The following is a 24,244-nucleotide window of genomic DNA, read 5'->3' on the forward strand; positions in this document are numbered from 1 at the left end:
CGCGATGACCCCGTCCTCCTGTTCTTATCGCCCCCAGATCATGGGTATCCTCAACCTGACGCCTGACAGCTTCTCGGACGCTGGTCGCTATCTGGATCCCGCCGACGCCTTGGCTCGGGCGCTCCAGATGCTGGAAGAGGGCGCCGATATCATTGATGTCGGCGGCGAATCGACGCGCCCCGGATCCCAGTCGGTTGCAGCGGATGAGCAGATACGTCGCGTGCTCGGTGTCATTCGTCGTTTGCGGGAGCGTATCCCGGCCGAGGTGCCCATCAGCATCGATACGACCCTGTCCGAGGTGGCCGAATCGGCCCTGGATGCAGGGGCGAATTGGATCAACGACATCTCCGCCGGGCTGGACGATCCGCGCATGCTGGCCCTGGCCGCCGAACGCGAGGTGCCCATCGTGCTCATGCATCGCCAGGGTCGGCCCGACCGGATGCAGGACGATCCGCGCTATGAGGACGTCGTGATCGAGGTGCGCGATCATCTGTCCTCAAGGATCGAAGCGGCTCTGACGGTCGGCGTGAAGACATCCAATATCCTGCTCGATCCAGGTATTGGATTCGGCAAGCGCTCCGAGCACAATCTGTCGTTGCTCGCGCGACTCCAGTGCTTGGTGGATCTCGGTTTTCCTGTCCTCCTCGGTACCAGCCGCAAACGTTTCATGGGCGCCATCTGTGGTGGTGTCGAGGCGGCTGAGCTCATGCCTGCGACCTGCGCGACGACCACGATCGGCGTGATGGCGGGGGTGCGCGTCTTCCGCGTCCATGATGTCGCCGGTAATCGCCAGGCGGCGGATGTGGCCTGGGCGATTCGCAAGGCCGGTCTCTGATCTGCGTCCTTGCTGTTTCGTCGACCGTCAGGCGCGTCCTCTGGGCTCGGCGGTTCTCCGCCTTGGTGTACAATCCTGGCCCTGTCATGCCCCGGATCCGTGCGAGATAGCAGACCCAGGGCCTTTGGTATCGGTCATGGGCGGAGTGGAATTTGGTGAGAGCATCCGATCCAGCAACGGCGCATGCCCGTCTTCCGTCTGACACAAGCGAGATTCAGCCCAAGGCAACGAAGCAGCCGAAGCGCCCCCCGTCTGAGCGCGCGCGGCGGCGTTTGGGTCGTGCGCCGTGCTCCGTCGTTGGATGGTTCCTGCACTTCTTGTCCAGTGCCTTCGGGCAGCCGCTGCAGATCCTGGTCATCGGTCTCGTCGGGGCGGCGGTCTTCGTCGACGTCACGCTGCCCGAGATGCCGGACGTCGAGACCCTGCGCAACGTCCAGTTCAAGGAACCGCTGCGCGTGTACGCATCGGATGGTGCCCTGATCTCCGAGTTCGGGATCCAGCGCCGCCGACCGGTTGCGCTCAAGGATGTGCCTCCGATCGTCATCCAGGCCTTTCTCGCCACCGAGGACAGCCGTTTCTTCGAGCACCAAGGGGTTGACGCAGTCGGCATGGGGCGTGCGCTGCTCAGCTATCTGCAGACCGGCGCCAAGGCACAGGGTGCCAGCACCATCAGCATGCAGGTCACGCGCAACTTCTTCCTCACGCCGGAGAAGACCTTCCAGCGCAAGCTGATGGAGGTGCTGCTGACGCTCCATGTGGAGCAGACCCTGACCAAGGAGGAGATCCTCGCGCTCTATCTGAACAAGATTTTCTTCGGGCATCGGGCCTATGGAATCAGCGCCGCTGCGGCGCTCTATTACGACAAGCCGCTCGATCGGCTGACCGTTGCCGAGGCGGCGATGCTGGCCGGTATTCCCAAGGCCCCCTCGGCCAATAATCCGACGACCAATCCCAAACGCGCGCTGGAGCGTCGCGATTACATCCTTGGACGCATGCTCGAACTGGGATACATCGGCCAGGAGGAATACGCGATCTCGATCGCGACGCCTGACATGGCGAGCCTGCACGCCCGCGAGCCGGACCTGGAGGCTGGCTATGTCGCCGAGATGGCGCGTGCCGAAATGCTTCGTTTCTATGGCGAGGACGCCATCAGCCAGGGCTATCGGGTGACCACCACCATCGACCCCCGTTTGCAGACGCAGGCCCAGGAGGCGGTGCGCACCTCCTTGAGGCAGTACGACCGACGTCATGGCTACCGTGGTCCCGAGGATGTGGTCCAGATCGCTGGCATGAGCGAAGACGACATGGACGCCTATCTCGCCAAGGCCATGGAGATCCCCGACCTGGTTCCTGCCTTGGTGACGCGGATGAGCGCGCGTGGGGCGGATCTCTATCTCGGTCAGGGCAAGCGTCTCTCGCTCGGCGCCAGGCAGCTCTCCTGGGCCCGTGGCAACCGCAATCTGGCGCGCTGGCGCGGCCCGAAACGCCGCGCGTCCAACGCCGTCGCCGCAGGCGATCTGATTCGTCTCAAGGAGGACGGGAAGGGCGGTTGGACCCTGAGCCAGATTCCGGCCGTCGCCGGGGCTCTGATCTCCATCGATCCGCACGATGGGGCGGTGCGCGCCCTGGTCGGCGGCTACGCCTTTACCGACACTAAATTCAATCGCGCGGTCGATATGCGCCGCCAGCCGGGGTCCAGCTTCAAGCCCTTCGTCTACGCCGCCGCACTCTCCAGGGGATGGACCCCGGCGAGCCTTGTGAAGGATCAGGCCGTCAGGCTGCCTAGCCGCGAGCGCTGGCGTCCCAAGAACGCCGACCACAAGGAGCTGGGTCCCATTCGTCTGCGCAAGGCGCTGGCCCTCTCGCGCAACCTGGCCAGCATCAATCTGCTACAGAGTCTCGGGATCGAGGAGGCCCAGTCGTACATCGGCCGGTTCGGGTTCGGCCCGGAGGCCATGCCCAAGGGACTGTCGATGGTGCTCGGCACCGGGGAGCTCTCGCCGGTAAAACTGGCCGAGGGTTATGCGGTGTTCGCCAACGGCGGCTATCACGTCATCCCCTATTTCATCCAGCGGATCGAGGACGGCAACGGACGGGTCCTGTTCCAGGCCAACCCGCCGACCGCCTGTCTCGATTGCTGGTACAAGCGGGGGGCGGACTCCGCGACGACCCAGGGCCTCGATCCGGTGCGCCAGGCCGAGCGGATCATCGATCCGCGCACCGCCTTTCAGATGGCCTCTCTGCTGCGCGAGGTCGTCGAGCACGGCACCGGCCGACGCGCCTTGAAGCTCGATCGTCCCGATGTCGTCGGCAAGACGGGCACGACCAACGACGTTCGGGATTCCTGGTTCGCCGGATTTCAGGCGGATTTCGTCACCGTCGCCTGGATGGGCTTCGACGATTTCGGCAAGCTCGGTCGCGGTGAGGGCGGCGGCAAGGCCGCGCTCGGGATGTGGGTCGATTTCATGAAGCAGGCGCTGGATGGGCATCCGGTCGCGACGCTCGATCCGCCATCCGGTCTGATCGAGGTGCGTGTCGATCCGGCCCGCGGGGTGGAGACGAACGCCAAAAACGGGGTGCTGGAGTACGTTCAGGAGGAGTTCAGGCCGATGCAGGCCGAGTCGGAGCCGGTCGCGGTTGCGCCGTCCGCCTCCAGGCAATCCTCTGCCTCGGTCAAACGCTCGGCGCCCCGGGTGATGGACGATCTTTTCTGAGTCCGCTGGCGTCGAGGTCGATGCGAATCCCGGTTTGACTGGGGGCGTGGGGCCATTTGTGTCTTGAGCTTGTTTGAATCTCGCGTCCGCAGCGGTAGACTCTCAATCTTTTCACCCAACCACCATCAATGAGGTCCTCCGTGGTCGCCCCCGAGTCAGATTTCCACCGCATCAAGCGGTTGCCGCCCTACGTCTTCAATATCGTCAACGAATTGAAGGCCGAGGCACGAGCGCGGGGGGAGGACATCATCGATTTCGGCATGGGGAATCCCGACCAGCCGACCCCCCAGCACATCGTCGACAAGCTGGTCGAGGCATCGGCCCGCAAGGATACCCACCGTTATTCGGTGTCGCGTGGTATTCCGCGCCTGCGTCGCGCTATCTGTCACTGGTACCGCGATCGTTTCGACGTGCATCTGGACCCGGAGACCGAGGCGATCGTCACCATCGGCTCCAAGGAGGGTCTGGCCCATCTGGCGCTCGCCACCATGAGCGCCGGGGATACGGTTCTGGTTCCCAACCCGGCCTATCCGATCCATCCCTATGGCTTCATCATCGCCGGGGCCGACGTGCGCCATGTGCGACTGACGCCTGAGGTCGATTTCTTCGAGGAGCTGCTGAAGGCGATCCAGGAGTCCTGGCCCAAGCCCAAGATGCTGGTCATCAACTTCCCCGGCAATCCGACCACCCAATGCGTCGAGCTGGATTTCTTCCAGAAGGTCATCGACATCGCCAGCGAGCACGGCATCTGGGTGGTGCACGACATCGCCTATGGCGACATCGCCTTCGACGGCTATAAGCCGCCATCGATCCTGCAGGTTCCGGGGGCGAAGGAGATCGCCGTCGAATTCTTCTCCATGTCCAAGAGCTACAACATGCCCGGCTGGCGTGTCGGCTTCATGTGCGGCAACAAGACCCTGGTCTCGGCGCTCGCGCGCATCAAATCCTATCTGGATTACGGCACCTTCACGCCGATCCAGATCGCGGCCATCGCCGCCCTGGAGGGACCGCAGGATTGCGTGCGCGAGATCAGCGACATGTATCAGAGCCGGCGCGACGTGCTCTGTTCGGGTCTCAACGCGGCGGGCTGGCCGATCGAGCCACCCAAGGCCACCATGTTCGCCTGGGCTCCGATCCCGGAACCGTATCGCCACATGGGCTCGCTCGAATTCTCCAAAAAGCTCCTGCGCGAGGCCAAGGTGGCCGTATCGCCCGGAATCGGTTTCGGCGAATACGGCGACACCCACGTCCGTTTCGGCCTGATCGAAAACGAGCACCGCATCCGTCAGGCCGTTCGTGGCATCAAGGAGATGTTCCGCCGGGATTCGCGCGCAGGGGCCTGATCCCGCATTCTGAAATTTGGAACCGCGAAGGTTCGTGCCGCCTGGCATGCCGAAGCTGCATGCCAGGCCATGTGGCGCGCGTCCCCGACGGGAGTGCCTACGGGGTGACGTCTTTGCGGTCCATCAAGGCTATTGAGGTGAGATGAATGGAACCGGTGAAGGTCGGATTGTTGGGTCTTGGGACGGTCGGCGGTGGGACGGTCGATGTCCTGACCTCGAACGCGGCCGAGATCGCGCGACGCGCCGGGCGCGGCATCGAGATCGCATTCGCTGCGGCGCGTGAATATCGCCCCGAGACCATCAGTGGACTGGATCGCATCGGTCGAATCGGCGACGACGCCTTCGCCGTGGTCGAAGATCCGGAGATCGAGATCGTCATTGAGTTGATCGGGGGCTATTCCCCGGCACGCGAGCTGGTGCTCAAGGCGATCGAAAACGGTAAGCACGTGGTGACCGCCAACAAGGCGCTGATCGCCAAGCACGGCAACGAGATCTTTGCGGCGGCGCGCGAGCGTGGTGTGGTGGTGGGATTCGAGGCGGCGGTTGCCGGCGGTATTCCCATCATCAAGGCGCTGCGCGAGGGTTTGGCCGCCAATCACATCGAATGGATCGCCGGCATCATCAACGGCACCGGCAACTTCATTCTCACCGAGATGCGCGACAAGGGCCGCGATTTTGCCGACGTGTTGGCCGAGGCCCAGGCGCTGGGCTATGCCGAGGCGGATCCGACCTTCGATGTCGAGGGTATCGACGCCGCGCACAAGCTCACCATCATGGGCTCGCTGGCCTTCGGCATTCCCTTGCAGTTCGAGCGGTGTTTCACCGAGGGGATCTCCAAGATCGGCGCGATGGATGTCGTCTATGCCGCCGAGCTGGGCTACCGGATCAAGCATCTGGGAATCGCCCGGCGTTCCGAGACCGGGATCGAGTTGCGGGTGCATCCGACCCTGGTCCCGGAGCGGCGTCTGTTGGCCAATGTCGAAGGGGTCATGAACGCGGTGCTGGTCAAGGGCGATGCCGTGGGACCGACGCTCTATTACGGCGCCGGCGCCGGCGCGCTGCCGACCGCATCCGCCGTGGTCGCGGATCTGGTCGATGTGGTGCGCGGTCTCACCACCGATCCGAACAATCGCGTACCCCATCTCGGCTTTCAGCCGGACGCACTGGCCGATACGCCGGTGCTGCGCATCGAGGAGGTCGAAACCGCCTATTACCTGCGGATCTCCGCGCTGGATCAGCCGGGCGTCATGGCCCGCATCGCCAGCATCCTCGGCGAGCAGGGCATCAGTATCGAGGCCATCAAGCAGAAGGAGCCTGGAGAGGGCGAGACCTATGTGACGATGGTGATGCTGACTCACCGTGTGCTCGAAGGCCGCATGAACGAGGCGCTTTCCCGCATCGAGGCGCTCGATTCCGTGCAGGAACCGGTCATGAGGATCCGCATGGAAACCCTGTCGGGCTAAATGTCGACGGGTCGGGCGCGGTAGCCCGCGACAGTGAGATACCTCTTCGCGGTCCTATTGACGCTGATCTCTTGGTCTCACTGGCAATCGTGCTGGGCGGGTGCCGAGATCGAGGTGGATCAGGGCTGGGAATATCGCTGGGGGGATTCACCCTTCACGGCGGATGGGATTCCGGTGTGGACGCAGGAGACGGGCGCGGATCGATGGTCCCCCATTGCCTTTCCATCCAATCCGCCGGGGCGCGGGTCGCGGACGAATGTCTGGTACCGCGTTATCCTGCCGGACGGGGATTGGCGCGATCCGGTGCTCTATGTCTTCAGCGTCGATCTGATCGTCGAGGTCTATCTCGATGGACGCAAGATCTACCAGTTCGGCCATTTCGATGATGCGGGCAAGGGGCGGTTCGAGGGCTGGCCCTGGCACATGATTCCGCTGCCGGTCGGTTGCTCGGGAAAGCCCCTCTATTTTCGTCTCTATTCCGATTATATGGATATCGGTCTATGGGGGCAGGTCCGAATCATGGAGCGGGTGGATCTCTTTCAGGAGATTCTTCGCAACTCGATCGAGCGTCTGATCACCAGCGGTTTTTCGATTTTGATCGCCTTCCTGTCGTTGATCTTCGGGTTATTTAATCGGGGTCGCGGCAACTTCATCGCCATTGCGCTCTTTTCTCTGGCGTCCGGCTGCCTGGTGCTCAGCGGCAGCCAGCTCAATCTCCTGCTCATCGACCGACCCCTGTTCTGGGATTACATGGGCGCGATCGGCTATTTCACGATTCCAGTGGCCATGGCCATCTTGCTGGAGCGCTGGCTGAAGCCGGCTCGGGTGTTGTTGGTGAGCGTGATCTGGAGGTTCCATCTCCTCTATCTGATTGGGGCTGTCGGGCTATCGCTGATGGGCCTGGTGTCGCTTGCCGATACCTATCCGCTTTTCGATGGATGCTTCGCGATCAGCTTGACCCTGTTGCTGATCCCGGCGGCGCAGGTTGCTGCGCGCGGTAGCACCGATCATAAGGCGATCCTGACGGCTTACGCCGTGCTGAGTCTGCTGCTCCTGCTCGATATGGCGGTCGCGCATAATCTGGTGAGGTGGTTTCAGGTGCCGGTCGCCTGGGGGGCGCTCGCATTCTCGCTGGCGATCGTCATCATCTCCTTGCGTCACTATGCGCGCACCCAAACGGCCTTGCGGGCGATGAACGTCTCCCTGGAGCATGAAGTCAGGAAGCGCACGGCCGCGCTCGCCAGACTGGTGCGCCGCGAGCGGCAACGAGCGAAGATGCTTGGAATCGAGAATCAGAAGCGTGCGGAACTCGAAAAAATACTCTCCGATCTTCAGAACAGTGGCGGGGTGAGTGAGGCGAATGAGATCCTGATCCACTGTCTTCCGGCGCTCTGTCGACCCCTTGCCGGGGCCTATTACCAGCGCGATGAGCGCGAAGGCGCCTATCGTCTGCTGGACTTATGGCTCGATCCCTCTGGCCCGGATAGAGCGCAGCCGCCCGCGTTGGTTCCGGTCACTGAGGTGTTTCGTCTGTTGTCCGACGACAACCACTGGCGCCTTTCAGTCCTCTATGAGGATCCTCGCCATGGCGAACGCGAATTGGGCATGCTCTGGCTGCGGATACCGGAGGCCCGGGGCGACGGAGAACTTTCGGATACCGGAACCCCATGGCGACAGCTCATCGAGCTGGGCCTGGAGAAGATCGGTCTCGTCTTCTCGCAGCTGAGCCTGCATTCGGAGCTTCGCCGGCTGTCCTATGAGGATGGTCTGACCGGGGTCAAGAATCGCCGTTTCCTCGACGAGGTGTTCGAGCGCGAGACCGCGCTGGCCAAGAGGCACGGGCGCTCCCTGTCGGTCATCATGTGCGACGTCGACCTTTTCAAGCGTTTCAACGACACCTATGGCCATGCCGCCGGCGATATCGTGCTCAAGCGGCTCGCCGCGCTCCTCGCGAGCGTCTTTCGCCAAACCGACCTGGTCTGCCGTTACGGCGGCGAGGAATTCTGCGTCCTGATGCCCGGGACGCAGGCCAAGGATTGCCGACAACGCGCCGAGGACCTGCGGCAGCGCGTCGAGTCGGAGTCCTTCGAGTACGAGGGGCACTCGCTTGGACCAATCACCGTTTCTGTCGGAATCGCCGTCTGGCCCGAGATGCCGATCGCGCCCGAGACGCTGATCCTGTTCGCGGACCAGGCGCTCTATCGAGCCAAGCAGTCGGGGCGGAATCGGGTCGAAATCTACATTGACCGCTGATCGGCGGCTTCCGTCCTCTCTGCGTTCGAGTCGCGCTCAGACGTCCCGCCGTTTGTAGCCGCTGATCATGCCGGCGATGAGGTTCTCGCCATGGGCGAGGCTGGAGAAGAGCACGCCGCCCACATGGGCCAGGATCAGGCCAAGCGAGAGGAAGGCGAAGAACTCGTGGACCTCTTCCAGCTCTTCGCCTGCGAATCCGCGCGCATCGACGAGCGAGAGCCCCGTCAGTCCGGTCGCCCCGATGCTGATCAGGAGCGCCAGGATCATGGCGCCGCCCGCCGGGTTGTGTCCGAGGTAGCGTGGTGCGCGGAAGGCGATGGCGTCCTTGAGATAGGCGAGCACCGCACCCGGTCCGCGCACGAAGTCGGTGAAGCGTGCGTGGCGGGTTCCGATCAGACCCCAGAGGATACGTACCCCGATGAGTCCGAGCGCCAGGTAGCCCGCCCAGATGTGGACGCCGAGCAGTTCGTCCTCGACGATGAAGGCCGTTGCGAAGGCGGCGACCAGGGTCCAGTGGAAGACCCTGACCAATGGGTCCCAGACTCGGACCCGTGTTTCGGGTTGCGGATCGGTTTTGGCTTGAGCGATGTCTGTATTCATGGATGGGATTCCTCGATGGATGTGGGGGTGATCGCGTTCGCTGATGTACGCGACCTGGGGTCACGATAGGGGATGACCCCTGACCGAGCGCTATCGGGGACTGTCAGCGTTCGGTCAGTCGAGGAGGAGATGAGCGGGGTGGGTGTGGGGCTGTGCGCCAATCCCTGGCACTCTGCGTTGTCGTGCGTGCGCGGTCAGCCTGTCGGCTGTTTGAGCCCGAGTAGATGATGGAAGTTGGCCAGACGCTCGGGTGCGATGGATCCCGACTCCACGGCCTCGCGGATGGCGCAGTCCGGCTCATGGGCGTGATCGCAGTCGGTGAAGCGGCATTGGCCGATGTGGGGTTTGAATTCGCGGAATCCCCGATGCAGCCCATCTCGGTCGATGGCCCCGAGTCGGAAGCTGCGCACTCCGGGCGAATCGATCAGCGATCCGTCTCCCGACAGCCGGTAGCAGGTCGCCGCCGAGGTGGTGTGACGGCCGAGCCCGGTGGCCTTGGAGAGTCGACCGATCTGGATCTCACGATCCGGTAGCAACGCCTTGACCAGCGAGGATTTTCCGACCCCCGACTGACCGACCAGGATGCTGGTCTCGCGCGCCAGACGGGCGATCAGCTGGCCGAGCGATTCGGGCTCGCGCAGGCTGACCCAATGGGTCTCGTAACCGATGGCGGCATAATGCGAGAACTGCGTCTTGAAGGCCACCTGGGCGTCTGCGTCCAGCAGGTCCATCTTGTTGCCGACGATCATCGCCTCGACCCCCATCAGCTCGGCTGCGACCAGATATTGGTCGACCAGATAGCCGCTGGGTGCGGGCTCGGGTGCGATCAGGATCACCAGGCGGGTGAGGTTCGCCGCCAGCGGTTTGTCCCGTCCGTTGAAATCCGGGCGGCTGAGCAGGGTCGTGCGCGGCTGGATGGCGGTGACCACGCCCTGACCTTCGCCCGTCACCTGCCAAACCACGCGGTCGCCGCACACCGGGTGCCCGATGTTCTGGCGCGAGAGGCAGTGGACGATCTGTCCCTTATCGTCCTCTACGGCTAGGTTGGCTCCGTGCCGAACCACGACCCGGCCTTCTTGGGGCTCGGATTCGGCATCGGATTCGGCCAGCACCGCGTCCGTTCGGGCCGCGAGCCGTTCGCGACGCCGTTCCTGGATGGTGCGGATGCGCTCGATCTGTCGTTCGGAAAGCCGACGCTTTGGCATCGGATCAGTGCGCGAAGTGGTAGAACTGCTGATTCAGATAGCTAGCGACCTGGTCGACGTCCTCGTCGAACCATTGGAGTCCCAGATCGAGCTCGCAGCGCTGAACCTGGGTCTTGAGTCCCTCGATCGAGGTGATCTTGTGGTCCGTTCGGGTGTAGACCTCGCTGCCGTGACAGCCGAGACAGTTGTTCTTGTAGAGCGTTTCGGCCGATTCTTCGGCGCTCGCGTCGACGGCACAGACGAGCAGTCCGGCGCAGGCAAGGATGCGGAGATGATGGCGTTGGGTCATTCGATTGGGCTCCTGGTGAGGGGAATTCGCGGTCTGCGTTCTCGGGTCTATTGTAGAGGCTGTTGCTGCGCCTCACAGCCTTCGGCATGTGACAGGCGTGCGCGATGAGGATGGGGCGAGTGAGATAGACTCCTTCATCCATCACCCTTCAACCGAGCTGCGACGAGAGTAATTGGAGCATGAGCGAGAGCGATAACAACCTCATCTGGATCGATCTGGAGATGACCGGGCTGGATCCATCCAGCGACCGTATTCTTGAGATCGCCACCATCGTCACCGACAGCAATCTCCAGATCCTGGACGAAGGCCCGGTGTTCGCGATCCACCAGGACGAGGCGATTCTGTCCGGCATGGACGACTGGAACTGCGAGCATCACGGCGCCTCCGGTCTGCTGGACCGGGTGCGTGCCAGCCGTGTGACCGAGGGCCAGGCCGAGGCGGCGACGCTCGCCTTTCTCGCCCATTATGTCCCGGCCGGGGCATCCCCGTTGTGTGGCAACAGCATCTGTCAGGACCGGCGCTTTCTCGCTGGCTGGATGCCCAAGCTGGAAGCCTACTGCCATTACCGCAACCTGGACGTGAGCTCGCTCAAGATCCTGGCGCAACGCTGGGCGCCCGAGGTGGCGCGCAGCTTCAAGAAGACCGGGCGCCACCTCGCGCTCGACGACATTCGCGAATCGATCGAAGAACTCCGTCACTATCGGACGCACTTCATCCGTTCCTTCTGAGCCCGAGGGCGAGCGAAAAGCCGACCGCGTCATTTCCCCGTAATCCGGTCGGACTTGCGGATCGCCCAGGCGCTCTTTAACATTGCCGGCCTTTTCCTCTGCCAACCGACCCAACCCGGTCGGTCGGATGCGCTTGCAACGCAGGTATCCGCCTCGTCCCGGATGCAGGCATGTCTGGGGATCGCCTGACGACAGGACTCTCCGCTGGGTGTGCATCACCCGACGCTCTTTTGGGCGCTCGTGGACTGAGCGTCCGATCCATTCACCAACTGACAGCCGTGGATTGGCTGAGGGAGGTTGCCATGCTGACCACTCATAACGTCGCCGATGCCGCCAGGCACAACGACGGCATCCTGAAGCCTCGACGGTTTCAGGTCTTTACCGACCGCCAGTTCGATCAGATCGATCAGCTGAAGCGGTTGGATTCGGAACACCGTTTCGCCATGCGGGTCGTGGCGAGCGTCATGCCCTTTCGCGTCAACCAATATGTGCTCGACGAACTGATCGATTGGGATCGGGTTCCCGAGGATCCGCTCTTTCAATTGACCTTCCCCCAGCGGGGCATGTTGTCCGAGTCCGATTTCGACCGCATGGCCGATCTGCATCGGCGGGATGCGAGCAAGGACGAAATTCAGTCCTTGGCCAACGAGATCTGGGTGCGACTCAATCCGCACCCGGCCGGCCAGATGGATCTCAACACGCCCATGGAGGAGGGGCGTCCGCTTGAGGGGCTCCAGCACAAATACCGCGAAACCGTGCTCTTCTTCCCCACGCAGGGTCAGACCTGTCACGCCTATTGCAGCTTCTGCTTCCGTTGGGCGCAGTTCGTCGGCGACAAGACGCTCAAGATCGCCAGCAACGAGGTCGGCATGCTGCACCGCTATCTGCGTCAGCATCGCCAGGTCTCGGACCTGTTGGTGACCGGTGGCGATCCCATGGTCATGAAGGCCCGCCACCTGTCGTCCTATCTGACGCCCTTGTTGAACGCCGATCTGGAACACGTTCAAAGCATTCGTATCGGTACCAAGTCGCTAACTTTTTGGCCCCATCGATTCGTCACCGACGAGGATGCGGACGAGATGCTCGGGCTGTTCGAGCGGCTCATCGCGGGCGGCAAACATGTAGCCATCATGGCCCATTACAATCATCCGACGGAGCTCTCGACCCGAGTCGCGCGCGAGGCGATTCGCCGGCTACGCGACGTGGGGGTCGAGATCCGCAGCCAGGGACCGCTGCTGCGCCACATCAACGACGATCCGCGCGCCTGGTCCGATCTCTGGTCGACCCAGGTCAAGCTCGGGATCATCCCCTATTACATGTTCGTCGAGCGCGATACCGGTGCCCAGCACTACTTCGCGGTGCCGCTGGGGCGGGCCTGGGAGATCTATCGCCAGGCCATGCAGCGCGTATCCGGGCTCGGCCGCACGGCGCGCGGCCCCTCGATGTCGGCAGGCCCAGGCAAGGTGGAGATCCAGGGTGTCGCCGAGATTCGGGGCGAGAAGGTCTTCGTCCTGCGCTTCATTCAGGCACGCGATTCAGACTGGGTGCAGCGACCCTTCTTCGCCAAGTACGACCCGGAGGCGACCTGGCTCGATCAGCTCCAGCCGGCCTTCGGAGAGGATCGCTTCTTCTACGAGGACGAGTATCTCGCTATGCGCAAGGGGCAGGTGAGACCCATCCAATAAGTTGTGAGCCCCATTCGGGTTGCATCCTGACAGGCCGCGTCGTTCGACGTCCCCTTTTAGGGGCGTCGGCGCGTCCTGTGCGTTAGAGTCTATGGCATTCCGTTACCTGGGAGATCGTCGATTGGAAACCTTTACCGTTTCGTCGTGGAGCGAGCTGCAAGAGGTGCTGTTCGCCGATTCCTGGGTGCCCGAGATCGGACGTTTCCGCTCGCGCTACGCCTTTCGGGGGCTCTCGGATGTCGACTATGCACTGGAGACGACCCTGATGCGCCTGGGCGGAGGCTATGCCCAGCTTGAACGCCATCTGCTGCGCAACTTTCGCAAATATGCCCATCGGCGGGTGGTGGAGCGCGATTCGGTCTGGCACTGGCTCTCGGTGGCCCAGCACTATGGTCTGCCGACCCGGCTGCTCGACTGGACCTATTCGCCTTTCGTCGCCTTGCATTTCGCCACGGCGCACATCGACAAGATCGATCGCGACGCCGTCATCTGGGCGGTCAATTATCTCGAAACCCACCGTATGGCGCCGGAACGGCTGCACTCGCGACTGGAGATGGAGGGTGCGAACGTCTTCACCGTGGAAATGCTGTCGGAGACGGTCAAGTCGCTTCAAGAGCTGGATCAGCTATCCGAACAGCCCTTTACGCTCTTCTTCGAGCCGCCCTCGATCGACGACCGCATCGTCAACCAATTCGCCTTCTTCTCGGTCAGCTCGGATCCTATGTTGGCCATGGACCGCTGGCTCCTGGACTATCCGGAGATCTGTCGACGGATCGTCATTCCCGCCGAACTGAAGTGGGAGATTCGCGACAAACTGGATCAGTCGAACGTGACCGAGCGGGTGTTCTTTCCGGGGCTGGAGGGGTTGACCGCCTGGTTGAAACGCCACTACAGCCCACGCTGCTAACGCACGGCGCGGTCCGCCGACCCGAAAGCCGAGCGATCCGCACAGCCTGGGTGGCGCGGCCTATTTTTCGTTTTGGATGCGCTTCTCGCCGCACGGCAGATAGCCGGCGGTTGGGGCGGGGGGATTCTTGAGCGCCTCGGTCAGGGTGTCGCAGATGGTGCTCAGGACCTTGATTCGGGCATAGGGCTTGTCATTGCCCTCGACCAGGGTCCAGGGGGCGTGTTTGGTGCTGGTTCGCACGACCATCTCGTTGACCGCTTCCTTGTATTGGGGCCATTTCTCGCGGTTGCGCCAGTCCTCGTCGGTGATCTTGTAGCGCTTGTAGGGCACGTCTTCGCGGTCCTTGAAGCGCTTGAGCTGTTCGTCCTGGCTGATGTGGAGCCAGAACTTGAGCAGGACGACGCCGCTGTCGACGAGCTGTTCCTCGAATCGGTTGATTTCGGAGTAGGCGCGACGCCACTCGGCATCAGCGGCGAAGCCCTCGACCCGTTCGACCAGGACGCGCCCGTACCAGGAGCGGTCGTAGATGGTCATGTGTCCAGCGCGGGGGAGGTGACGCCAGAAGCGCCAGAGATAGTGGTGGGCCTTCTCCTCGTCGGTGGGGGCGGCGACCGGAATGGAGCGGAACAGCCGGGCATCGACCGAGCTGGTGATGCGCCGGATGGCGCCGCCCTTGCCGCCCGCATCCATGCCCTCGAAGACCAGCACGATGGAGCGCTTCTGGTTGTAGGCGGTCCAGGCGAGTTCGTTGATCTCGGCCTGCAGCTTCTTGAGGCGGCTCTTGTAGTCGTCGCGATCGATGCTGCGGGATAGGTCGAGCTGGTCGAGCAGCGTGATCTGGGCGCTGGAGCTCTCCGGGAGCTCCGGGCCGCCGAGCTGTCCGTTCGGCTCTTCCGTCGTGGATTCGGCGAGCCGCGAGCGAATGGCGTGCAGCAGGGTCTTGCCGACCGTGAGATCGCGATAGCGGCGGTCGCCGGCCTCGATCAGGTACCAGGGCGAGATGCCTCGGTCGGTATGGAGAATGATCCGCTCGGCGACCTGCTCGAAGGCGGCATAGTGCTCGGAGAATTTGCTCTTGTCCGGCGCCATCTTCCAGCGGCTCTTGTCGTCGCGGGAAAGCTCCTTGAGCCTGGCCTTTTGATCCTGCTCCGACATGTGGAACCAGAACTTGACGATGAGCGCCCCGTCCTGGGTCAGCATGCGCTCGAAGTCGACGATGCGGTTGAGCTCGCCGTCGAGTTCGGCCTCGCTGCAATACCCCTTGAAGCGGTGCTCGATGGGTGTCTGATACCAGCCGCCGAAGAGGATGGCGATCTCGCCGCGCGGCGGCATGGAGCGCCAGAAGCGCCAGTAGCGCGGGCGTTCGCGTTCCTCGTCGGATTCGTCCCAGAAGGCGAAGCTCTGGACGCCGCGGGTGTCCAGCCATTCGTTCAGTCGGTTGACGACCTCGCCCTTGCCTGCGGCCTCGATCCCCGAAACCAGCACGATGACCGGAATGTTGGAGGCTCTCAGATCACGCTGCACGGCCAGGAGCTGTGTGCGCAGCTCCTCCTGCTGTTCCTTGTAGTCCTGTTTGCTGACCGTGCGGCCGACCTTCGTTGCTTCGAACATGCCTCGTTTCCTCATGGGACTGGATTCAGGCGAGTGAGTGTAGGCCAAATTGGGGGCGTCTCGGCACATCGAGAAGAGGCGCCCGAACCGCTCGTCGACCGCCGGATCAGGGGCTGCGATGGAGTTCGCTTGATTCATATCAAGATTTTAGAATCTTCTGATGGAGCGGCCTCCAGGCATTATTTTAATGTTGCGCTCCGCGCGCTCGCTCGTCGATGTACCGCAAGTATGCCAATCAGATCCTGCGGCCATGACCCGGGATCACAACGACCACCTTGGAGGACTTCTCATGGCTTGGAGCATTCCACGCCTGTCCCGTCGTGCGTTCCTGAAAACATCGGGATATGGCGCGGCCGGTCTGACGCTCTTATCGCCGATTTCGCAGGCCGTGAAGGATGCCGTCGCCAAGGACGAGGTGACGGAAGAGGTTTCCTACAGCATCTGCAATTTCTGCTCGTCGCTGTGCAACCTGAAGGTGACCAGCCATACCCGCAACGGAGACAAGCGGGTGGTGAAGCTCGACGGCAATCCGCACTCGACGCTCAACCGAGGCAAGATCTGCGCTCGCGGTCAATCCGGATTGCGTCAGACCTACGATACCGACCGCCTCAAGACCCCGCTGATTCGTGTCGAGGGCAGCAAGCGCGGCGAGTACGCCTTCCGCGCCGCAACCTGGGAAGAGGCTTACGACTACATCGCCCAGAAGTCGCAGGCGGCCGAGCTCAAGCCCTGGGAATGGACCATGGTCGGCGGCTGGACCTCCTGTATCTTCTACATGAGCTGGGCCGTGCCCTTCGCCATGGCCAACGAGGTCCCGAACATCGTCGCCTCGCCGATGCAGCATTGCGTCACCACGGGTCACATCGGCACCGACCTGGTCACCGGCAACTTCAACATCCACGACGAGATGCTGCCGGACTTCGACAACGCCAAGTACATCCTCTTCATGGGCAACAACGCCTCGATCGGCGGGGTTTCGACCTGTCGTATGGTGCGCTTCGCCCAAGGGCGCAAGAAGGGGGCGAAGATCGTGTCTTTCGATCCCCGACGCTCCGAGACGGCGGCCAAGGCCGACGAATGGATTCAGATCAGGCCGGGGACCGATCTGGCCTTTCTGCTGGCCATGATGCGTATCCTGATGGAGGAGGGGCTCTACGACGCGAGTTTTCTGCGCAAGCACACCAACATGCCCTTCCTCGCCTATCGCGACGAGGATGGCGAGCTGCGGCTGTTGAACGACCCCGAAGGGCGTCCGCAGGTCCTGGTCGAGGGTACCAACGAGGTCCGCGCGCTCAAGGCCTTCACCAACGACAACAACATCGATGTCGATGGCAACGCCTTCACGCCGTCATTGCTGAGCCCCGTGGCCTACAGTCTGGACGGCAAGGCGGTGATGACCGTCTTCGAGGCCCAGCTTCAGGAGCTCGCCTCCTATACGCCCGAATGGGCCGCCGAGATCACCGGCGTTCCGGCGCAGACCATCGTGCGCATCGCCCACGAGTTCGGCACCACGCGTCCGGCCATCATCGATCCGGGTTGGCACGGCGCCCGTTACGGCAGCATCATGATGCAGCGCCGCGTTCAGGCCATGATCCAGGCCCTGACCGGCGGTCTCGACCGCACCGGCGGCTGGATGAACTCGGCCGAGGTCCATCACAAGGCCGCGCACATGTACGAGGCCATGGAGCACGGCTACGAGATGGGCTCGCCGCTCGCGACGCTTGCCGGGATGGCCTTCGCCAAGATGGTCATCGGCGCGCTCTCCAATGGCGACAACTTCTCGCACGGCAAGCCGGGCTGGGCCTGGGCCTGGAACGCCCAGGAGAAGGCGGCGGGGCGTTTTAACGTCGCGCTTCCGGTCATGACCGAGTCCGGCCTGAAGGAGTCGGTCGAGGGCCGCGTCAAGTACAAGGACGAGCCCTATCTGACCCGCGCCTTCCTGATCAACGCCTCCAATCCGGTGCGCCACTATTATCCGGATTCGCGCTGGAAGGAGACGCTCGGTCACGAGAACGTCGAGCTGGTGGTCATGATCGAGGTCCTGCCCTCGGACACCGCGCCCTATGCCGATGTCATCCTGCCCAACACCACCTATCTGGAACGCGACGAGCCGGCCATCTACGGCAACGGGGTCAATCACGACCTGGCGCTGACCACGCGTTACGCGGCCATCCCGCCGCTCTACGACACCGAGGAAACGGCCGACATCCTGCTGCGCATGACCGAGATCATCTCGGGCAACACCGATGTCTTCCACGATTGGGTCGAGAAGCTCACCGGGCTCAAGGCGGAGCCGATCAAGGCCGTCCTGGAGCGCAACCGCCAGACGATGAAGAAGGGCGCCTATCAGCTCGCCTGCCGCGAAGTGGCCTTCAATCAGACGGCCGAGCGTCTCGGCGTGACCCCCGAGCATATCGACGAGGTGCTGCGGACCAAGGGCGTCTATCACGAGCGCGACCGCGAATACATTCTCGATCGTCACGCCATGCCCTGGCGCATGCCGGTGCCGACCGAGTGCGGACGGGTGGAGTTCTTCTCCAGCCTCATGCGCCAATTGCGCGACGACGGTCATCTGGAGCCCAACTTCGGCGTCCTGGCGACCTATATCCCGATCAAGTTGCGCTCCGGTTCGCCCCAGGAGGTGTCGGCCCCGCTGGCCAAGGACGAGTTTTATTTCACCTACGGCAAGACCCCGACCGTCTCGCACGCCTCGACCAACAACAACAACCCGGTTCTGGCCGCGATCAACGACTTCAAGAGCGACGTCTACAAGGGGGTCTGGATCCATCCGGAGCGTGCCGAGAAGCTGGGCATCGCCATGGGCGATCCCATTCAGATCACCAACACCCAGTCCGGTCAGCAGACCGGCGGACACGCCTACGTGACCCGGCTGATCCATCCGGACGTCATCTTCATTTACAGCTCGTTCGGGGTGGAGAACAAGGCCCTCTCGCGTACCCACGGAGACGGCACCGCCACCAGCAAGCTCATTCCCTACCAGGTGGAGCCCGTGGTGGCAGGCTTCCGCTCGCAGGAATTCACCGTTCGCATCGCCAGGGCCTGAGGAGGACCGAGACATGCCACATTTCGCGATGGTCATCGACCTCAACACCTGCGTCGGCTGCAACGCCTGCATGGCGGCTTGCGCGATGGAGAATCAGGCGCCGGTCTGGGACAAGGACAAATGGCGCACCTATGTGCACGACAAGGAGATCGGTCTCGGCTCCGACGTCAACCGCCGCTTCTTCCCCCGGCTGTGCAACCACTGCGACAACCCGCCCTGCATGTCGGTCTGTCCGACCGGCGCGACCCAGAAGAAGGCCAATGGCATCGTCTTCGTCGACCAGGAGCTGTGCATGGGGTGCCGTGCCTGCGCCATGGCCTGTCCCTACCATGCTCGGGTCGCTATCACCCGCGACGACATGCGCGAGGGCCGGGAGTTCTACGGCTCGGACTATCGTCGCACCAGTCCCAGCATGGACAAATGCTCCTTCTGCGATCACCGCGTCGAGCAGGGCATCAAGCCCGCCTGCGTCGAGACCTGTGTCGGCTCGGCACGCATGTTCGGCGACCTGGACGACCCCAACGATCCGGTCGCTCAGATGGTGGCGAGCGGCGCCGCTCGGGCGCTGATGCCCCATATCGGCACCCGGCCGAACGTCTATTACATCGACGACATCAAGTGGAGGGGCTGAGCGATGGACGTCAACATGACCTATGCCACCCAGGACATCTGGACCTGGTGGCTCGCCATCTATCTCTATTTCGGCGGTTTGGGCGCGGCGACGCTGGCGGTGACCTTCCTGACCGATATGTATCTCAAGCCCCACCGCCATCTGGTGATCTGGGGCGCCGGTGCCGGCGTGGTGCTGCTGGCGCTGGGTTCGCTCATGTTGTTCGGCCATCTGCTCGACAAGGTCGCGGTGCTGCACGTCCTCAATCCCATGATCCTCTTCCGCAAGCCGGACGCCTGGATCGCCTGGGGCACCCAGTTCATCATCTGGATGATGGTGTGGGGCGTGCTCTATGCGCTGCCCTACGTGCGCGAGACCGAGTTTCCGCGCAAGGTGCCCGGACTCAGAAGCCTCATCGATCGGCCCTTCGTCGTCGCTATCGGCACGCTGGTGCAGCGTTTCCATTACACGGTCGGCTGGCTCGCGGTCATCAACGGGGTTGGGGTCGCGGTCTATACGGGTCTGCTGCTCCAGTCCTTCCCGGCCGTTGCGCTCTGGCACAATCCGGCGGTGCCGCTGCTCTTCACCGTCTCGGCCTTCTCGACCGCCATGGCCTTCCTGTTGCTGCTGATGTACACCCTGATCAACGATCAGGCCGACGAGTACATCCGGGTGCTCTATGAGCGTATCGACTTGGTGCTCATCGCCGCCGAGCTGGTCATCCTCTTCTCGCTCTACCAGTACCTCAAGAACGGGTCCGAGTCCGGGGTCCGCTCGCTGGAGCTGCTCTGGAACGACTACGGCTGGCTGATCGGCTTCATCGGTTTCGGTCTCATCGTGCCCTTCGTCCTGGAGCTCAAAGGCGTCATCAAGGGCTGGGCGACCCGGGTGCCCATCATCACCGCATCGATCCTGGTCCTCACCGGCGGCTATCTGCTGCGCTACTACTTCATGTACGCCGGCGTCTACGCCTATCCATGGTGAGTCAGAATCCGACCTCTGCCGGGACCGCTCAGGGTCCCGCGCATCTGCGCCGTCTCTCCGTCCTGCTGGCCATGCCCGAGGAGGGGGCGCTCGATGCGCTGCGCGAGATGTCCGATCAGGCCCCTTGGCTCGCGGAGGCGGTTGCCGAACTGGAGGGCGTCGCCCTGGATCGCTGGCAGGCCGAGCACACCCGGCTCTTCGTCAGCGGCTATCCCAAGACCCCCTGTCCGCCGTTCGAGTCGGCCTATCGCCAGGGTCAGATGGGGGGCCGCATGGCCTCGGATCTCGTCGCCCTCTATCGGCGCGTCGGTCTCGAACCGCAAGGGGTGCCGGCGGACTATCTGGGAACGCTCCTGGAGTGCGCCGCCTATCTCGCCGACCTGGCTCGGTCGGCTGTGACCGACTCGGATCCCTGTCCGGCGGTCGCGCTGGAGCGCGAGCTGTGGTCGGACCACCTGGGGCGTTGGCTGCCGCGTTTCGCGACCGATCTGGAGCATGCCGCCCAGCTCAAGCTGTACCGCGTGCTCGCCGTCCGGCTCGGCGCGCTGATGGAGGAGGGCGCGATCGATGACGATGGATGAGCTCGGTTGGCGGATGCCGGACCCCGCGTTCGACGACGACGAGTCGCTTTCCGCCGAGGTCTTGGCGGTGCATCGGTCCTTGCTCGATGGTCCATTGGCGGGCGATCCCTCGCTCAATCTGGCCCTGCCGGTCCAGGTTCGTGCCCTGCGGCGCGTTGAGGACTGGCGGGTGCTTCTGCTGCTCACGCCCTGGATGTTCGCGCGCCTGTTCTTTCCCGACCGGCCCCTCGACCTGGATCTGCCGCCCGGCTGGTCCGCGTCCGAGCGCGACCAGGCCGACTATCTGGTTCTGGGGCCTATGCTGACCCCGGAACTCTTGGGACGGGTCCAGCGCGCCCATCTGAACTATCACCGCAGGCTCGGCCATTATCTGCTCCAGCCCATCTGTCTCGATCTGGAGCGCTATGCCGATCCGGAGTCGGTATTCGAGGAATGGAACGCGGTCATTCGGACGCGCGACGAGAACATGGAACAGGCCAAACGCGACTGTCCCATGCAGCGGGAGATCTCGCGCCGCGAACTCTTTCGCCGCCTCAAGCCGAACCCCTGATCGGTCGCTGTTTTCGGTTCGCCTGGGTGTTCGCGCAATCTGCGAACCAGCTCCCGCTTTGTCCCCCTAGGACCTCCTAAGCTGATATCGACAGGAGATGTTGAGGTAGAGCGAAACCGCTGGAGACCAAATCAATGGTGACGGGTCCGAAAGGACCCGCTCCTCCCGGCCTCGGATACCAGATGTGCGATGGATCGCTCCACGCAGTCGGTCAGTCCATGGGAGGTGTCCAATGACATACGTCTATCAGTGGTTCGGTGCGGTCACCGGTTATGCCTTTCTCTACGGCTGCATGCTCGGGATGACCTCGCAGATGATGCGTCAGGCTGCGAACCCGCTCTATCTGCCGCGCTCGACTGGGGCAGTCAGCAAGACGGCATCCAACGATCCGGCGGCCGATCCCCAGCCTCACCGCTGAGGCCCCCTCGGTCGTTCGCGGCGCATGTAGCCTGGATGAAGCGCAGCGGAACCCAGGAGCGATTTCGGTCAGCGCCAAGGTTTCGGCGCAGCGATGTCCCCGGATTGCGCTCACGCCCCATTCGGGCTATGTCAATCCCAATCGGGTTTCGATCCGCTTCCACAAGGCCGTCACGGCCTGTGTGGCGGCGTTGTCTTCGCCTTCGTCGATCAGGCTGTGCCCGTTGGCGAGGGCACGATGCACCGCTGGATCGAAGGGGATGTCTCCGGCGATCTCGACGCCCGCTTCCTCGCACCAGTTGCGAATCATGGCGCTGTTCCGGGGGCTCAGGTCGTGCTTGTTGATGCAGACCGTCAGTGGAACCCGAAAGTGCGTACATAACCCGGCGACCCGTTGCAGGTCGTGCAGACCGGATGGCGTCGGCTCTGTAATGGCCAGGACCAGATCCGCGCCCGTGATGGCCGCCGTCACCGGACAGCCGGTACCTGGCGGTCCGTCGTTCAGGATCAGCGCGGCGTCTTCCGCCTCCGCCAGGCGTCTGGCCTCGCGTCGTACCAGTGTCACCAGTTTGCCGCTGTTGTCCTCGCCGATGCCGAGTCGGGCATGGACCAGGGTGCCGCATCGGGTGTCGGAGATCCGCCAGTCGCCACAGATGCGGTCTTCCATCTGGATCGCCCATTCGGGACAGATACGGGCGCAGAGACCGCAGTGCTCGCAGGCCAGTTCGTCGATGACATAGCCGGAATCGAAATCCAGTTGGATGGCGTCGAAACGGCAGTGCGACTGGCAGATTCCGCACTCGGCGCACAGCTCGGGATCGATGCGCGGGCTGCGCATGGCGCTGAACGGCTCGACGCTCCGGGGCTCGGGATCGAGCAGCAGATGCAGATTGGCGGCGTCCACATCGCAATCGGTCAGCACCTTGCGATGGGCCAGTGCGGCGAAGGCCGCGCTCACCGTGGTCTTGCCGGTGCCGCCCTTGCCGCTGATGAGGGTGAGTTCCTTCATGAGGCCATGCCCTCTTGGATCTGCGCATAGAGTGTCTGAAAGCGCTCGCGCCAGATGGGATCGGCCTCGACCCAAGGCGTGCCCTCTGCGTAGGTCTCGGCGAGCCCTCGGTCGAACGGGATCTCCATCAGTACGGGGACATCCTGTTCCGCGCAGAAGTCCAGCACGGCGCGGTCTCCGATGTCGCTACGGTTGAGGACCAATCCGCAGGGCAGGCCGAGCCGACGTGCCACGGCGAGTGCGAGTTCCAGGTCGTTGAGTCCGAACGGGGTGGGTTCGGTGACTAGCAGGCAGTAATCGGCCCCGTGCAGCGTCTCCACCATGGGGCAGGCCGTGCCGGCCGGTGCGTCGAGAATGCCGATGCGTCCCGATCTCAGACGTCGCTTGGCCGCCTTGATGACGGCTACGGTGGCCGTTTCGCCTAGATTCAGCAGGCCCTGGGCGAATCCGATGGATTGCCGGCCACGTTGGATCTGTCCGTATTCGATCGATCCAATCTCCTGGGCCGTCTCTTCGATCGCCCCCGGTATCCGGCACACCTGTTCGCAGACCCCGCACCCGTGGCAGAGCTCAGGGAACAGCAGGACCCGCTGTTTGGTCAGGGCCAGAGCGTTGAATTCGCAGGCCTCGGCGCAGTCGCCGCAGCGCGTGCAGCGATCGGGGTCGATGCGTGGCAGCGGTTTGGTGACGGCGGAGCGTTCGAGGATCTCCGGGTGCAGAAACAGGTGTCCGTTCGGCGTCTCCACATCGCAGTCGATGTAGTCCGCCTCCGTCAGGGCGAGCGCCAGACTGGTGGCCACCGACGTCTTGCCGGTGCCGCCCTTGCCGCTGGCGACGGCGATCGTCAGTGGTCTCATGGATCAGGTCCGTCCGCGACGGCCCAATCCCTTGCCGGCACCCGTGCCCCGTCCGGCGCCACGGCCTCCACCACATCCGCCACCATTGCCGCCTCCGGCGCGGCGGCAGCGACCGGCACCCCGTCCAGCGCCCATGCTCGACAGGGGGAGGGCGACGGCGGGGTCTGCGGGCGTCACCGAGGCCGATGCCTCGCGCACACTGCCCGAGGTACCCTCGACGATCCGGATACCGCTGTCCCGAAGCACAGCGGTGGCCTTGGGACCGCATTGTCCGGTGAGCAGAACGTCGGCTTCCTGATCCAGGACCCATTGGGCGGCCTGGGTTCCGGCACCGCCGGCGGCGTCGAGGAAGGGATTGGCGATGGCCTCAAGGGCGCCGGAATCGGTGTCGATGAGCACGAAATAGGCGCAGCGTCCGAATCTGGGATCCAAGGCGGCATCCAGATCCTGACCGGTGGATGTGGCGATGATCTTCATGGGTTGACTCCGATGGCGAGGCGCCCGGGGTGCTTGGCGCCGGATGAAGGGGGCTGAATGCG

The 24,244-nt window shown here is 63.5% G+C and carries 21 protein-coding genes; 14 read left to right on the top strand and 7 right to left on the bottom strand.

Going from position 1 to position 24,244, the window contains the following annotated elements:
• The first annotated feature begins 4 nt into the window (after positions 1–4).
• The 5 genes from folP (at position 5) to ACFSJC_RS02285 (ending at position 8,608) form a co-directional block, all read left to right on the top strand.
• Entirely contained in the window at positions 5–835 is an 831-nt protein-coding gene (folP, locus tag ACFSJC_RS02265) for a dihydropteroate synthase (protein ID WP_386022591.1), read from the top strand.
• A 317-nt stretch (positions 836–1,152) separates the two neighbouring features.
• The gene (locus ACFSJC_RS02270; RefSeq protein ID WP_386022594.1) at positions 1,153–3,549 is read left to right on the top strand and encodes a penicillin-binding protein 1A; all 2,397 of its coding nucleotides are present in this window, start codon (positions 1,153–1,155) and stop codon (positions 3,547–3,549) included.
• Between the two features lie 140 nt (positions 3,550–3,689).
• A complete protein-coding gene (alaC, locus tag ACFSJC_RS02275) occupies positions 3,690–4,892 on the top strand; it encodes an alanine transaminase (protein WP_386022928.1) in 1,203 nt (400 codons plus the stop codon).
• Between the two features lie 146 nt (positions 4,893–5,038).
• Entirely contained in the window at positions 5,039–6,355 is a 1,317-nt protein-coding gene (locus ACFSJC_RS02280) for a homoserine dehydrogenase (RefSeq protein WP_386022597.1), read from the top strand.
• Between the two features lie 114 nt (positions 6,356–6,469).
• Positions 6,470–8,608, top strand: a complete 2,139-nt coding sequence (locus ACFSJC_RS02285; protein WP_386022600.1) for a diguanylate cyclase — start codon at positions 6,470–6,472, stop codon at positions 8,606–8,608.
• Between the two features lie 36 nt (positions 8,609–8,644).
• On the opposite strand, the gene ACFSJC_RS02290 is transcribed toward ACFSJC_RS02285, so the two are convergent.
• The 3 genes from ACFSJC_RS02290 to ACFSJC_RS02300 form a co-directional block, all read right to left on the bottom strand.
• Complete coding sequence (locus ACFSJC_RS02290; RefSeq protein ID WP_386022603.1) at positions 8,645–9,208, bottom strand: cytochrome b/b6 domain-containing protein; 564 nt, start codon at positions 9,206–9,208, stop codon at positions 8,645–8,647.
• A gap of 194 nt (positions 9,209–9,402) precedes the next feature.
• Entirely contained in the window at positions 9,403–10,413 is a 1,011-nt protein-coding gene (gene rsgA / locus ACFSJC_RS02295; RefSeq protein WP_386022606.1) for a ribosome small subunit-dependent GTPase A, read from the bottom strand.
• Between the two features lie 4 nt (positions 10,414–10,417).
• Entirely contained in the window at positions 10,418–10,702 is a 285-nt protein-coding gene (locus ACFSJC_RS02300; RefSeq protein ID WP_386022609.1) for a cytochrome c, read from the bottom strand.
• 179 nt (positions 10,703–10,881) lie between these two features.
• Between ACFSJC_RS02300 and orn the strand changes: the two genes are divergently transcribed.
• From orn to ACFSJC_RS02315, 3 genes are all read left to right on the top strand, one after another.
• Entirely contained in the window at positions 10,882–11,430 is a 549-nt protein-coding gene (orn, locus tag ACFSJC_RS02305; RefSeq protein ID WP_386022612.1) for an oligoribonuclease, read from the top strand.
• Positions 11,431–11,732: 302 nt separating this feature from the next.
• Positions 11,733–13,115: a KamA family radical SAM protein gene (locus ACFSJC_RS02310; RefSeq protein WP_386022615.1), complete on the top strand. Its 1,383-nt coding sequence runs from the start codon at positions 11,733–11,735 to the stop codon at positions 13,113–13,115.
• A gap of 121 nt (positions 13,116–13,236) precedes the next feature.
• Positions 13,237–14,022, top strand: coding sequence for an FRG domain-containing protein (locus ACFSJC_RS02315; RefSeq protein ID WP_007040577.1), 786 nt, complete (start codon positions 13,237–13,239; stop codon positions 14,020–14,022).
• Positions 14,023–14,082: 60 nt separating this feature from the next.
• Here the strand turns inward: ACFSJC_RS02315 and pap are convergent, their stop codons facing one another.
• Complete coding sequence (gene pap, locus ACFSJC_RS02320) at positions 14,083–15,633, bottom strand: polyphosphate:AMP phosphotransferase (protein WP_386022618.1); 1,551 nt, start codon at positions 15,631–15,633, stop codon at positions 14,083–14,085.
• Positions 15,634–15,922: 289 nt separating this feature from the next.
• On the opposite strand from pap, the gene ACFSJC_RS02325 reads away from it, so the two are divergent.
• From ACFSJC_RS02325 to ACFSJC_RS02350, 6 genes are all read left to right on the top strand, one after another.
• A complete protein-coding gene (locus ACFSJC_RS02325) occupies positions 15,923–18,697 on the top strand; it encodes a molybdopterin-dependent oxidoreductase (protein ID WP_386022621.1) in 2,775 nt (924 codons plus the stop codon).
• Between the two features lie 13 nt (positions 18,698–18,710).
• Positions 18,711–19,328: a 4Fe-4S dicluster domain-containing protein gene (locus ACFSJC_RS02330; protein ID WP_386022623.1), complete on the top strand. Its 618-nt coding sequence runs from the start codon at positions 18,711–18,713 to the stop codon at positions 19,326–19,328.
• 3 nt (positions 19,329–19,331) lie between these two features.
• The gene (gene nrfD, locus ACFSJC_RS02335) at positions 19,332–20,291 is read left to right on the top strand and encodes an NrfD/PsrC family molybdoenzyme membrane anchor subunit (protein WP_386022626.1); all 960 of its coding nucleotides are present in this window, start codon (positions 19,332–19,334) and stop codon (positions 20,289–20,291) included.
• Positions 20,285–20,872, top strand: coding sequence for a TorD/DmsD family molecular chaperone (locus ACFSJC_RS02340; RefSeq protein WP_386022629.1), 588 nt, complete (start codon positions 20,285–20,287; stop codon positions 20,870–20,872). The genes nrfD and ACFSJC_RS02340 overlap by 7 nt, the downstream gene beginning before the upstream one ends.
• On the top strand, positions 20,859–21,422 hold the full coding sequence (hybE, locus tag ACFSJC_RS02345) for a [NiFe]-hydrogenase assembly chaperone HybE (protein WP_386022632.1): 564 nt from the start codon (positions 20,859–20,861) through the stop codon (positions 21,420–21,422). The genes ACFSJC_RS02340 and hybE overlap by 14 nt, the downstream gene beginning before the upstream one ends.
• Positions 21,423–21,654: 232 nt before the next feature.
• On the top strand, positions 21,655–21,840 hold the full coding sequence (locus ACFSJC_RS02350; RefSeq protein ID WP_386022635.1) for a hypothetical protein: 186 nt from the start codon (positions 21,655–21,657) through the stop codon (positions 21,838–21,840).
• 126 nt (positions 21,841–21,966) lie between these two features.
• On the opposite strand, the gene ACFSJC_RS02355 is transcribed toward ACFSJC_RS02350, so the two are convergent.
• The 3 genes from ACFSJC_RS02355 to ACFSJC_RS02365 are packed head-to-tail and all read right to left on the bottom strand — an operon-like array spanning position 21,967 to position 24,182.
• The gene (locus tag ACFSJC_RS02355) at positions 21,967–22,848 is read right to left on the bottom strand and encodes a nucleotide-binding protein (RefSeq protein WP_386022638.1); all 882 of its coding nucleotides are present in this window, start codon (positions 22,846–22,848) and stop codon (positions 21,967–21,969) included.
• Entirely contained in the window at positions 22,845–23,705 is an 861-nt protein-coding gene (locus ACFSJC_RS02360; RefSeq protein WP_386022641.1) for an ATP-binding protein, read from the bottom strand. The genes ACFSJC_RS02355 and ACFSJC_RS02360 overlap by 4 nt, the downstream gene beginning before the upstream one ends.
• A 3-nt stretch (positions 23,706–23,708) precedes the next feature.
• Entirely contained in the window at positions 23,709–24,182 is a 474-nt protein-coding gene (locus ACFSJC_RS02365; RefSeq protein ID WP_386022644.1) for a NifB/NifX family molybdenum-iron cluster-binding protein, read from the bottom strand.
• Positions 24,183–24,244 lie beyond the last annotated feature (62 nt).

Source organism: Thiorhodococcus fuscus, assembly GCF_042682685.1.
Taxonomy (GTDB): Bacteria; Pseudomonadota; Gammaproteobacteria; order Chromatiales; family Chromatiaceae; genus Imhoffiella; species Imhoffiella fuscus.

Bases quoted from the DNA above. Each gene is read 5' to 3' on its own strand.
- folP (WP_386022591.1), top strand. From the start codon at position 5: ATGACCCCGTCCTCCTGTTCTTATCGCCCCCAGATCATGGGTATCCTC.
- ACFSJC_RS02280 (WP_386022597.1), top strand. From the start codon at position 5,039: ATGGAACCGGTGAAGGTCGGATTGTTGGGTCTTGGGACGGTCGGCGGT.
- ACFSJC_RS02290 (WP_386022603.1), bottom strand. From the start codon at position 9,208: ATGAATACAGACATCGCTCAAGCCAAAACCGATCCGCAACCCGAAACA.
- rsgA (WP_386022606.1), bottom strand. From the start codon at position 10,413: ATGCCAAAGCGTCGGCTTTCCGAACGACAGATCGAGCGCATCCGCACC.
- ACFSJC_RS02300 (WP_386022609.1), bottom strand. From the start codon at position 10,702: ATGACCCAACGCCATCATCTCCGCATCCTTGCCTGCGCCGGACTGCTC.
- orn (WP_386022612.1), top strand. From the start codon at position 10,882: ATGAGCGAGAGCGATAACAACCTCATCTGGATCGATCTGGAGATGACC.
- ACFSJC_RS02310 (WP_386022615.1), top strand. From the start codon at position 11,733: ATGCTGACCACTCATAACGTCGCCGATGCCGCCAGGCACAACGACGGC.
- pap (WP_386022618.1), bottom strand. From the start codon at position 15,633: ATGTTCGAAGCAACGAAGGTCGGCCGCACGGTCAGCAAACAGGACTAC.
- ACFSJC_RS02325 (WP_386022621.1), top strand. From the start codon at position 15,923: ATGGCTTGGAGCATTCCACGCCTGTCCCGTCGTGCGTTCCTGAAAACA.
- ACFSJC_RS02330 (WP_386022623.1), top strand. From the start codon at position 18,711: ATGCCACATTTCGCGATGGTCATCGACCTCAACACCTGCGTCGGCTGC.
- nrfD (WP_386022626.1), top strand. From the start codon at position 19,332: ATGGACGTCAACATGACCTATGCCACCCAGGACATCTGGACCTGGTGG.
- ACFSJC_RS02340 (WP_386022629.1), top strand. From the start codon at position 20,285: ATGGTGAGTCAGAATCCGACCTCTGCCGGGACCGCTCAGGGTCCCGCG.
- hybE (WP_386022632.1), top strand. From the start codon at position 20,859: ATGACGATGGATGAGCTCGGTTGGCGGATGCCGGACCCCGCGTTCGAC.
- ACFSJC_RS02350 (WP_386022635.1), top strand. From the start codon at position 21,655: ATGACATACGTCTATCAGTGGTTCGGTGCGGTCACCGGTTATGCCTTT.
- ACFSJC_RS02355 (WP_386022638.1), bottom strand. From the start codon at position 22,848: ATGAAGGAACTCACCCTCATCAGCGGCAAGGGCGGCACCGGCAAGACC.
- ACFSJC_RS02360 (WP_386022641.1), bottom strand. From the start codon at position 23,705: ATGAGACCACTGACGATCGCCGTCGCCAGCGGCAAGGGCGGCACCGGC.
- ACFSJC_RS02365 (WP_386022644.1), bottom strand. From the start codon at position 24,182: ATGAAGATCATCGCCACATCCACCGGTCAGGATCTGGATGCCGCCTTG.